The 10,263-nt window shown below is 60.1% G+C and carries 12 protein-coding genes and 1 tRNA gene; all 13 read left to right on the forward strand.

The window, feature by feature from the left end; all coding sequences use genetic code 11:
• Positions 1-12 precede the first annotated feature (12 nt).
• The 13 genes from WC529_04635 (at position 13) to rplL (ending at position 10,227) form a co-directional block, all read left to right on the forward strand.
• A complete protein-coding gene (locus WC529_04635) occupies positions 13-1,944 on the forward strand; it encodes a hypothetical protein (GenBank protein ID MFA5113565.1) in 1,932 nt (643 codons plus the stop codon).
• Positions 1,941-3,779, forward strand: coding sequence for an S-layer homology domain-containing protein (locus tag WC529_04640; GenBank protein ID MFA5113566.1), 1,839 nt, complete (start codon positions 1,941-1,943; stop codon positions 3,777-3,779). Before WC529_04635 ends, WC529_04640 begins: the two co-directional genes overlap by 4 nt.
• 13 nt (positions 3,780-3,792) lie before the next feature.
• Positions 3,793-4,311: a hypothetical protein gene (locus tag WC529_04645; protein ID MFA5113567.1), complete on the forward strand. Its 519-nt coding sequence runs from the start codon at positions 3,793-3,795 to the stop codon at positions 4,309-4,311.
• Positions 4,312-4,325: 14 nt separating this feature from the next.
• Entirely contained in the window at positions 4,326-5,597 is a 1,272-nt protein-coding gene (locus tag WC529_04650; GenBank protein MFA5113568.1) for a hypothetical protein, read from the forward strand.
• A gap of 39 nt (positions 5,598-5,636) precedes the next feature.
• Complete coding sequence (locus WC529_04655; protein MFA5113569.1) at positions 5,637-6,854, forward strand: YCF48-related protein; 1,218 nt, start codon at positions 5,637-5,639, stop codon at positions 6,852-6,854.
• A gap of 216 nt (positions 6,855-7,070) precedes the next feature.
• Entirely contained in the window at positions 7,071-7,220 is a 150-nt protein-coding gene (gene rpmG / locus WC529_04660; GenBank protein MFA5113570.1) for a 50S ribosomal protein L33, read from the forward strand.
• Positions 7,221-7,230: 10 nt separating this feature from the next.
• Positions 7,231-7,301, forward strand: a tRNA-Trp gene (locus WC529_04665).
• 10 nt (positions 7,302-7,311) lie between these two features.
• Positions 7,312-7,497, forward strand: coding sequence for a preprotein translocase subunit SecE (gene secE, locus WC529_04670; protein ID MFA5113571.1), 186 nt, complete (start codon positions 7,312-7,314; stop codon positions 7,495-7,497).
• A gap of 2 nt (positions 7,498-7,499) precedes the next feature.
• Positions 7,500-8,198 (forward strand): transcription termination/antitermination protein NusG, encoded by a 699-nt coding sequence (gene nusG, locus WC529_04675; protein MFA5113572.1) that lies wholly within the window; start codon positions 7,500-7,502, stop codon positions 8,196-8,198.
• Position 8,199: 1 nt separating this feature from the next.
• A complete protein-coding gene (gene rplK / locus WC529_04680) occupies positions 8,200-8,622 on the forward strand; it encodes a 50S ribosomal protein L11 (protein MFA5113573.1) in 423 nt (140 codons plus the stop codon).
• Positions 8,619-9,323 carry a 50S ribosomal protein L1 gene (gene rplA / locus WC529_04685; protein MFA5113574.1) on the forward strand — a complete coding sequence of 235 codons (705 nt, stop codon included), beginning with the start codon at positions 8,619-8,621 and terminating at the stop codon, positions 9,321-9,323. Before rplK ends, rplA begins: the two co-directional genes overlap by 4 nt.
• Positions 9,320-9,850 carry a 50S ribosomal protein L10 gene (rplJ, locus tag WC529_04690; protein MFA5113575.1) on the forward strand — a complete coding sequence of 177 codons (531 nt, stop codon included), beginning with the start codon at positions 9,320-9,322 and terminating at the stop codon, positions 9,848-9,850. Before rplA ends, rplJ begins: the two co-directional genes overlap by 4 nt.
• 2 nt (positions 9,851-9,852) lie before the next feature.
• Complete coding sequence (gene rplL, locus WC529_04695) at positions 9,853-10,227, forward strand: 50S ribosomal protein L7/L12 (protein ID MFA5113576.1); 375 nt, start codon at positions 9,853-9,855, stop codon at positions 10,225-10,227.
• The last annotated feature ends 36 nt before the right edge of the window (positions 10,228-10,263 follow it).

A 10,263-nucleotide genomic window follows, 5' to 3' on the forward strand; every position in this document is an offset into this window, starting at 1 on the left:
ATAAAAGGATCGGTGAACTTGCTTTTATTGATCGTGCTGGCCGGCGGAGCGTTCGCCGCTTCCTGGTCGAACCAGGCGGCGACGAGCGAAGCGCTCGTTAATGCGGCCCCGCTGGTCACCGGGCAGGGCGCGCTGGCGGTCGGCGCCGGCGGCCTGGTCGCCGGCACCTCCAATTACGGCGCCGGTTGGAACTTTGCCCGCTTCTTGACCAACGATTGGCGCGGCGTTAATTTTTACGGCACGATCGAAGGTTTCATGGTCGGCGCCAATTCCAAGACGGCCAAGATCACCTTTAACCAGGCGACCGGCACTTTCGCTTTTGAGCAGAAGGCCGATTGCGGCACGCTGGTGACGCTGCGCAACTGTTATTTCCTCCCGAACGGGAACGGCTGGGCGGCCGGCGACAATCCCGGCGGCAGCAATTCCCTCTACACTTATACCGCGGCGACCGACACCTGGACCCAATCGGCGGCCGGTGTGGCCGGCAATTGCCATTTTCGCCAGATCGCTTACGTGAGCCCGAATATCCTGGTGGCGGTCGGCGGCCTGGCCGACGGCAGCGCCAAAGTGGTCTACGGTTCGGGCGACGGCGGCGCCAATTGGATCGTTTCGGCTTTTACCGGCGGGACCGGTTATTTTAACGACGTCCAGATGTTCGCGGTCAATTCGGTCTGGGCGGCCGGCGACGGCGGGGCGGTGTTTTATTACGACGGGGCCTGGAATTCCCGCTCCAGCGGGATCCCGGCAACGACCGACATCAAGGGGATCCACTTTACCGATCCCGACAACGGTTGGGCGGTCGGCTCGTCTGGCGAGGTTTACCGGACTACCAACGGCACGAGCGCCGGCGCCGGCTGGAGCCGGATCGGCGGGTTCAGCGCCGGCACCGATCTCCTGGCGGTCAACGGGACCAATGAATCTTCGATCTGGATCGCCGGCAGCGGCGCGTCCGGCGGTACGTTATATAAATATGTGATCGAGCCGGCTGTCACTGCGCTTAGTCCGGCCCGGCTGGTCTCTTCCACGGAAGCCCAGACGCTGATCATGACGATCGAAGGGACCCATTTCCTCGGTTTGCTTGGTTCGTCCGACCTGGCGCCGGCCGTCGCTTTCTCCACCGTGGAAGCGAGTAGCGGACCGGTCAGGTTGATCAGCGCCCAAAAGCTTGAAGCGCTGGTCACCGTCGAAGCGAACGCCGCCGGCAATGTCGGCGTCACGGTTGCCAATCCGGACGGCGGCGTTTCTGCCGCCGCCGCCTGGCCGATCGCCCCGGCGCGGTTAATTTTGCAGAACATCAAGTTCGACGGGATCGCCCGCTCGCCGCTCGACGGGACGCTGACGATCGACCAGCGCAACTGGAGCGGCCAGGGACCGACGCTCTTTTTCGAGGCGCTGGCACCGACCCCCTTAAGCGGCGGCTCGGTCAGCGGCGAAGTAACGATCGGCGCGACCGTGGATGCTTACGCCGCGGGGACCCTGGCCGTTAACGGCGCACTGGCTTCCCTGGAAGCCCGGCAGTTCAGCGCCTCGCTGGAAGTCGGGGCTTATACCTGCATTGTCCGCTGCTACGCCGCCGGCGAAATGACGAGCGAAACGTTCACCCTGACCGTCAATACGCCGACCCCGCCGTCGCCGGCCGTGGAAGACAAACCGGTCAAGAACGCGGTCGTTTATCCGTCGGTCTCCGATAACCCGGTCCGCACCATCCAGTACGAATTATACGATCCCGCCTACAGCGGCCCGGCCGAGTTCGTTCTCGCCTCGCCGGGGCTTGGTCCGACGCTCCGCCTGCCGGTCACGCTGGAAACGGGGAAAGGGAACACGATCCAGATCAATATCGGCGACCAGCCGCGCGGCGTCTTTACCGGTTTTATCCGGCAGTTGAACGGCGGTAAGATCATCAGTAAAAAGATCAGGATCGTCAACGCCAGGAGGACGCCATGAAGAGAATAGCCGCCCTCCTGCTGGCCTGCCTGCTTAGCGGCACCGTTGTTTGCGCGCAAACGGCGCTCGATCCCTCCAAACTGGCGATCGGCGGCCGGGCGATCGGCCTCGGCCGGACCTTTATCGGCCTGGCGGACGATTCTACCGCCGTCTTCTCCAACCCGGCCGGCCTGGCCGAGCTGAAGCAGTGGCAGGGGACCTCGATGTCGGGCAAGTTCATGGAAGATTACAATTATCTCCTCTTTTCCGGCGCGTATCCGACCGAATACGGGGTGCTTGGCGCTTCGTTCGTCGGCTCGTCGACCGGCGGCGTTCCGGTCACCAAGGTCCTGGAAGGGACGGAGGCGGACCCGATCTATGTCGTTGACGGCAGCCAGCCGGCGATCGATTATTTTAACAACGTTTTCTTCTTTACCTGGGCGAAGAAGTTTTGGAACATCGAACTCGGTTCCTCGCTCAAACTGTTCAACACTTCCCTGTCGGGCGACAGCATTATCGACGGGGTCGGCACCGGCACCGAGCTCGATCTCGGCTTGAAAATGAGGCCGCTGCCGTACCTGAGCGTCGGCGCCGTCGGCCACAACGTCTTGCCGTACAGCATGGGAGGCCGCTTGAATTACGCCTCCGGTTACAGTGAAAGTTATCCGGCCACGTTCGGTCTCGGTTCCGCGCTGACGCTGATCGGCGACAAGAACGCGCTGCTCAAATACGGCCAGCAGCGGGTCGACCTGCTGCTCGACGCCGACCTGAAGAGCGGGTATCCGCTCCTCTACCATGTCGGCGCCGAATGGCAGCCGATCCCGATGATCGCCGTCCGGGCCGGTCTCGACCAGGACGTTTCGACCGACGGCGGCGGGAGCTACGTGACGGAGAGCGGCCTGGCCTACGGCGTCGGTCTGATGTACGGCGGGTTCCGTTTCGACTACGCGTTCCACCAATTCCCCGGCTTACCCGGTATTGATAACAGCTTTTTCTCGTTGACCTACGGGCCGACCTTGCCGGAGCGGGCGGCGCCGTTGCTGAAAATGAGAGTTAACCTCCCCAAGGATAAGACGATCACCTTTGATCAGTCCACCCGGCTGACCGGCGACATCTTCGACAACCGGATCAACACCCTGGCGCTCAACGGCCAAAAGGTCCGGATCACGCTGGAGGGGACGTTCGACGCGATCGCCGAGCTGGCCGAAGGGAAGAATAAACTGGTCGTCGAGGGGCGGAGCGGGGTCAGCCCGCTGACCGCCGAAGCGGTCCGGGTCCTGCGCCTGAAGAACTTCCCTGACGTTGCCCGCGACTACTGGGTCGCCGTGCCGACATCGCTGCTCGCGATGTCGAACATCATCACCGGTTATCCCGACGGGACGTTCCGGCCGGAAGGGAACATTACCCGGGCCGAAATGGCCACCCTCCTGATGAAAACGGGTTACAGCAGTCCGGAATCCGGTCTGGAGACCGATTTTAAGGATGTCAAAACGGCGCATTGGGCCGCCGGCTATATTGCGCAAGCGGCGGCGGCGGGGATCGTTAAAGGATATCCCGGCAATTTATTCAAACCGAACGGCAAGATCACGCGCGCCGAAGGGGTGGCGATGATCGTCCGGTTCGCGAAAGTGAAAGAGTGGGCGTATGCCGACGAGTTCTCCGACGTCGGCTACGATCACTGGGCGGCCGAATTTATCTCTGCGGCTAAGAAGGAAGGTATGCTAAAATATCTGGCAGGGAAACGGTTCGAGCCGAACCGGGCCCTGACCCGGGCGGAGACGGTCGAGTTGCTTTATCAGACCGGCTACGTCCAGGCGCTGTTGAACAGAGGCTTGCTGGACTGGAACTCTTATTAAAAGGAGCGAAAAAATGAAAAAGGCGATATTGATCGGGTTGGCGGTTATCTTGACGGCTGGGTTTGCTCACGCGGCGCGGGTAGTCGGCGCCGTGCCGACGGCGGAAGCCGGACCGCGCGTCATCGCCACGCCGGTTCAAGCCCCTCTCCCCAAGGTTAAAGCAGGGTCGATCATCGCTGAAGCGGGAACGCGCGGCGGAGCGGGGGTCATTGGCGCCGCCTTTGTCCGGCCGCTGTCCGGCGACCTGCAGCTCCAGTTCGGCCTCGGAGCGGGGTTAGGGAACTCTTATACATTAATATACGGGTCAGGCTCGGTCGTTAAGAACTTTGGCCAGGTTGCGGGCGGGATCGGCCTCGATATCTGCAATTATTCCGCTTACGTACAAAACCTGCCGCTGATGCCGGCGGTCATCGACAAAGGGGCCAGGATCGGCCTTGGCGTCTTCCTGAACAAGGAATTCGGCGCGTTCGGGGTCCAGGCCGGTTTTAGCTCCGCTTCGGGTATAACGCTGGTCGCCAGGAGGGCATTCTAATGAATAAACTGCCATTGATCAGTTTGGTCCTTGTTGCTTGTCTTCTGGTCATTTCCCAAAGCGGCTGCGGCCAGGGTTCGGCGACCGATCCGCGCGTCACCACTACGACGACTGTCGTGACCACCACGACCGTCGTAACGACGACCGGGGCGCCCACGACCACGGTCACGACGACCACGACGACGACCACCACCACGGTCCTGGCTATTATCGCCGGCAAGATTAAATTCGCCGGCACCAACGACGGGATCCGGGGCGGAGTGGAGATCGTTTACACCGGAGCGGTCAACGGCGTCGTTACCGCCGACGCGGCGACCGGCACCTATGAGATCACCGGTTTGTCGGCCGGGAGTTACAATTTGTCGGCCCGCAGACCAGACTGGCTTACATCGAGCGAGAGCTTTAGTCTCGGCGATACGGCCGCGCATCTTGCCCTCTATCCTATGAGCTGGGAAGTGATCAAGACCGGGACAGAGACGTTCAACAGTATCGTCAGCTCCGACGCGACCGGTAAGATGTACCTTTGCGGGACCGACGCCGGCGGTCAGGGGATCGTTTACATTTGTAACGATCCGACCAACCTGGCGAGCTGGAGCAATTATCCTTACGGCGGCTGCCCGACCCCGGAGGCGGGGATCAACCTGCTCTCGGTCAGCTTGGAGAATCGCGGGAGCACTCCCTTTGGCATAGCGTTCTCTGATGCGAAGAGCGGCGTCTGGGTAACCGGCACGTTTGAAAGCGACGCTTTCGCTTTCGCTTCGGCGCCGATCACGAACCCGCTTATTCAGAACATTGCCGGAGCGACTGCCCTGCGCAACATTGCTTTTACCGACGGCCAGTTCGTTATCCCCGACGACGGTAAGCTCTATTATACGACCGATTTTGGGAACAGTTTTAGCGCTTTGAGCGGCGAAGTAGATACTTACTGGCGCGGGCTCTTTGCTTTTAACGGCGGCAATCCCGATGTCCTGATCGCCGGCACCGGCGGGCGGGTCAGGTATTACACCGCCGGCGCCTGGACTACCAGCGCCTTCCAGATCGGTGACGGGACCGAAACCCTGGGCGCGGCCGTGATCGTCACCGGAGTCGGCGGGGGCGATGCCGCGCTCGGCTCGGAAAACGGTTCGATCTATTATTGCAACGGCAGCTTGGATGTCCCGACAGATTGGCACAGGGTTTTAAGCGGTATTCCTTATCCGATCCGGGCGTTCTACGCCCAGGATGACAGCGGCGGAGCCGGGGCGCTGGCAATCGGTGGCGGCGGCCTGATCATGCGGCGCCGGTAAACGGAGCGGCTTTTGCTAAAACGGTCGGCGCTATTCTTATTGACAGTAGTCGTTGTCCTGTCAGCGCTTAGGCTGCTGGCCGGCTGCGGCGGCGGGGGCGGCGGTTCGATCGTCGTCGGCACCACCACAACGACCGCGGCCGCGACCACTACGGCGGCGCCGGCCACCACCACGATCACCACGACGACGGCGGCCCCGGCCACGACCGCTACGGCCGCTCCAACCACCACGGCCCCGGCGGTCCCGACGACCACGGGCACGACGACGACCAAGCCGCCATCCTCTACTACCACCACGGTGCCCACTACGACGATCGTGACCACCACGACCACTGCCACGACCACCACGACCGTGATCTGGTGGGAAGGGCGTGCGAGCGGTACGACCAACAGCCTGCAGGGGATTTGTTTTGCCGACGATAATAATGGCTGGATCGCGGCGATCAGGAACTACGGCGTCGACGATTCCACTATCCTGCATACGGCCAACGGCGGGACGAGCTGGGCGACCCAGGAAAGCCAGATCCTCAATTACGCTTACGCGCTCTCTTTTCTTAACGCCAATAACGGTTGGGTCGCCGGCCACAATCACGAGATCGTCAAAACGACCAACGGCGGAACCGATTGGGCGGTAGACACCCCAAGCATCGGCGTTATAACCATCCAGGATATCCAATACTATGATTCGGACAATGGGTGGGTAGTAGGCAACTCCTCGACTGCGAACCAGCAATTGTATAAGACGACCGATGCCGGGGTCGGCTGGGGGCCGATGACGACCGGAACGACCGGAACGTTATATGCGGTCGATTTTGTCGATGCTAACTACGGTTGGGCGGTCGGTTCGAGCGGGCAGATCGTAAAGAGCACCGATAGCGGTTTTACTTGGGGAGTGCAGACGAGCGGGGTCAGCGTCGACCTTAATACGGTCGATTTTGTCGATCAAAACCACGGTTTCGCGGCCGGGAGCGTAGCCAACGGCTGGATCTTAAAGACGACCGATGGGGGGACCAGTTGGGTTACCAGGGAAACCGGGGTCAACACGACCTATTATTCTCTTTCATTTATTAATACTCTGGAGGGCTGGCTGGTTGGCGCGGGCGGCAAAGCGCTTCGGACGACCGATGCCGGGGAAACCTGGCAGGAAAGACCGACCGGGGTCAACGATAGCCTGAACGAGGTCCAGTTCCGCAGCGCGACCGAAGGGTGGGCCGTGGGGGATAACGGCACGATCCTCAAATATATCCCGAATCCGTAAAATACCCCTTGACAATCCGCGGCCGGTAGCGTAAAATTAACCCTTGTTGTTTGGCTAATCGGGGATCGGCTCGTCTCTGGCACGCTTCAATGCCCGGGATCTGGTTTAGTCGAGGTCAAACGCCTTCCTGAGGTTACGCGAGGATAGGTTGAATTTCCCCTCTCTATTTTGCCCGTAAAGGCGGGATAGGGAGGGTTTGTGCGTTTGGAGAGATAAATGCGAGAAATCATTACTATAGCTTGTACCGTCTGTAAACGTAAGAACTATACGTCGACGAAGAACAAAAAGAATACCAAGGAGAGGCTCGAGCTCTCCAAATTCTGTCCCTGGTGCCGTAAGACGACCAAACATAAGGAGGAGAAGTAGGTTTTTGCCCGGGCCTGTCGGTTAATGGCAAACCACCGGTCTCCAAAACCGGGACTCCCCGTTCAAGTCGGGGCAGGCCCGATCCTTAAAAATGAAAGATAAGATACTCGGTTACATTAAAGAGACCCTGGCCGAGATGCGGAAGGTCGTCTGGCCCGACCGGCGTTACGTCGCGGTTGCGACCGTGATAATTCTGGTGATCGTCATTGCGACGTCGCTCTTTGTCATGATCGTCGATTACGGGCTGGCGGCGCTTTTCAAGGCGTTGCTGAAGTAAAAATGGAAGAAAACATCGAGCAGGGAAAGACAGCAGAACAGGCCGCGGAGAACGCCGCGCCGGCCGCCGAACCGGCCCAGCCGGCGGTAGAACCGGTCGTTGCGCCCGAAGTCAAAGCCGAGGTCCCGGCCGAGCCGGTTCCGGCCAAGGAGAAGGCCAAACCGAAGATCATCGAAGGCGAGCGCAAATGGTACGTGATCCAGACGTTGACCGGCCAGGAAGATAAGGCGAAGTCGGCGCTGGAACAGACGATCGTCGACGAAGGGCTCAAAGAGCGGGTTTTCCAGATCCTGGTCCCGCTGGAAGAGACGATCGAGATCAAGAACGGCAAGCGGCTGGAAAAGGTCCGCAAAATGTTCCCGGGGTACGTTTTCGTCGACATGATCCTGGACGAGGAGACCTGGTACCTGATCCGGCAGACCTCCGGGGTCGCTCGGTTCATCGGGACCAAGGTCAAGCCGACGCCGGTCTCGGAAAAAGAGATGCAGCGGGTCCTCAAGCAGCTCGGCAAGGAAGAGAAGCTGGAAGTCTCTTTCGAGCAGGGCGAAGGGGTCAGGGTCATTTCCGGTGCTTTCCGCGGATATACCGGCGTGGTCGACGAGATAAACGCGGAGAAAGGGAAGCTCAAGGTCCTGATCAACATTTTCGGCCGGGATACGCCGGTCGAGGTCAACTTTGAGCACGCGCAAAAGATAAACTAACATGGCAAAAGAACTATTAGTCAAAGTGAAGCTCCAGATCCCGGCCGGCAAAGCCAACCCGGCGCCGCCGATCGGTCCCGCGCTCGGCCAGCACGGCATCAACATCATGGAGTTCTGCAAGCAGTACAATGCCGCCACCAAGGACAAAGGCGACAGCATCGTGCCGGTGGAGATCTCCATCTTTAAGGACCGCTCTTTCACTTTTATCCTCAAGCCCCCGCCGGTCGCCGACCTGCTCAGGAAAGCGGCCGGGGTCGAAAAAGGGTCCGGCGTGCCGAACAAGACCAAGGTCGGCCAGGTAACGCTGGACAAGGTCAGGGAGATCGCCAAGATCAAGCTGCCCGATCTCAATGCCAATGATATTGACGCCGCCGCCAAGATCGTGGCCGGCACGGCGCGCAGTATGGGGATAGTGGTCCAATGAAAAAAGCCAAAAAGTACGAAGCGGTCGCCAAGCTGGTGGACCGGGAAAAATTACTGACCCCCGCAGCGGCGCTCAAGCTGCTGCCGCAGACCAAGCGGGCCAAGTTCGACGAATCGGTCGACCTGGCGCTTAAGCTTGGCGTCGACACCGTCAAGAACCCGTCGATCCGCGGGACCGTTGTCCTGCCGGCCGGCAGCGGCAAGACCAAGAAGGTCGCCGTCATCACCAATTCGACCCGGATCAAGGAAGCGGAAGAGGCCGGCGCTTCGATCGCCGGGGCCGCCGATCTGATCGAAAAGATCAAGGGCGGTTTCTTCGATTTTGACATCGTTATCGCCAGCCCGGACATGATGGGCGAGGTCGGGAAGCTCGGCAAGATCCTTGGTACCAAGGGCTTGATGCCGAACCCGAAAGCCGGCACCGTGACGCCGGAGATCGGCAAAGCGGTCGCCGAATTCCGGGGGGGCAAGGTCGAGTTCAAGATGGACAAGGGAGGCGCCGTCCACCTGGGGATCGGCAAGGTCTCCTTCACCGCCGAAGCGCTCCACCAGAACCTGAAGGCGGTCATCGCGGCCATCAGCCACGCCAAGCCGAGCGGCTTCAAGGGCGGCGTTTTCATCAGATCGGTCACGATCTCCACGACCATGGGCCCCGGCATCAAGATCGACCCGCGGCTCGCGGTGGAAGAGGCGACGGCATGAGCGAGAAAGCGATAGCGGTCAAGAAAAAGGTCGTTGACGAGCTGAAAGAGAAGATCTCCCGGGCGACCGTCATGGTCGTTTCCGATTACCACGGCTATTCGGTCAAGCAGATCACCGAGCTGCGCAAAAAACTGCGGCCGGAAGGGTCGGAACTGCGGATCATCAAGAACACTTTGATCGAGCGGGCGGTGGACGAAAGCGGTCTCGGCCAGATCAAGGAGCATCTCAAAGGTTCCACGGCGCTGCTGCTCGGCTACAAGGACGCGGTCGCCCCGCTCAAGGTCCTGGTCAAGTTCATAAAAGATAATGAAAAAGGGAGCATCCGCGCCGGCCTGGTGGACAAGACCCTCTTTAATGATAAAGAGTTGAACGAGATGTCCAAGCTGCCGTCCCGGGAAGTGCTCATCGGGAAAGTGGTCGGCGGCTTCAAGTCGCCGCTCTACGGCCTGGCTAACGTGTTGAGTGGCCCGATCCGCAAGCTGGTTTACGCGATTGACGCGATCAAGAAACAGAAAGGAGGCGAATAGTGATGGCAAAAGTTGAAGAGATTATTACCGCAGTAGAGGGGATGACGGTCCTGGAGCTGAACGATCTGGTCAAGAAGCTGGAAGAGAAGTTCGGTGTCACCGCTGCCGCTCCGGTCATGATGGCCGGGGGAGGCGCAGCCGGTGGAGCCGCCGAAGCCGCCGTCAAGGAAGACTTTGACGTCGTGCTGACCGCGGCCGGCGACAAGAAGATCCAGGTCCTCAAGGTCCTGCGCGAACTGACCGGTCTCGGCCTTAAAGAGGCGAAAGACCTGGTCGACAACGCGCCCAAGACCGTGAAGGATAAGATCAAGAAGGAAGAGGCCGAAGAGCTGAAGAAAAAGCTCGAAGCTGAAGGAGCGAAGGTCGAGATCAAGTGATAACACGCAAAAAGGTTTACGGTCCGCATAAAAAGG

The sequence above is a fragment of the Candidatus Margulisiibacteriota bacterium genome, from assembly GCA_041650855.1.
GTDB lineage: Bacteria > Margulisbacteria > WOR-1 > O2-12-FULL-45-9 > XYB2-FULL-48-7 > JALOPZ01.